The sequence below is a fragment of the Caballeronia sp. LZ003 genome, from assembly GCF_031451465.1.
Taxonomy (GTDB): Bacteria; Pseudomonadota; Gammaproteobacteria; order Burkholderiales; family Burkholderiaceae; genus Caballeronia.
Genome location: NZ_JARUXJ010000126.1, coordinates 1 through 645 on the forward strand (window position 1 = coordinate 1; position 645 = coordinate 645).

Annotated in this window: 1 pseudogene; it reads right to left on the minus strand. The window is 65.3% G+C overall.

The window, feature by feature from the left end:
• Window positions 1-645 (minus strand): annotated as a pseudogene (locus QCE79_RS33375) (RHS repeat protein); the annotation flags it as partial.

The following is a 645-nucleotide window of genomic DNA, read 5'->3' on the forward strand; positions in this document are numbered from 1 at the left end:
CGACATCTGTGCGAGCCGTCCCACCGGATCGTACTGGCGCGCCTGCGTGAAGCTGCGGTGCGTGCGCTTGATTTCCCGATGCAGCTTGTCGCGCTCGAAGTCCATCAGCGGCTTGCCGTCGAGCATGACGCCGTGGACGTGGCCCGAGCCATAACGCAGCCAGTCGATGGAGCGTGTATTCGGCAGGATGGTCTTCGTGCGATTACCGAGCACGTCGTATTGGTGGCGCGTGACGGTCGAATACTGGCCCCGGTAATACGGGCGAACGTGCTGCTCTTCGGCGATCAGGTTGTTCGCATCGTCGTAGTGCAGGCGGGTCGTGCTGCCAGCGGCCGTGGCGGTCGCGAGCCGCCCGCGCGCGTCGTAATAAAAACTCTCGGTCGCTTGCTTGCCGATCGTGCGCGCGGTGAGCCGCCCGATCGGGTCGCGCTCGTAGCGCGTCTCGACGCCGGCTTCAGTCGATGCCGCCAGCCGCCCGGCATCGTCCCACGCATAGGCGACGCTGCGCCCGTCGAACCCCGTCTGCTCGATGACCTGACCGAGCGCGTCATAACGAAACTCGGTAGATTCGTGGTTCTCGTTGTTCAGCGTGGTTAGCCGCCCCTGCTTGTCGTAGCGGTACGCGACGCGGCCCCAATCGTCGCC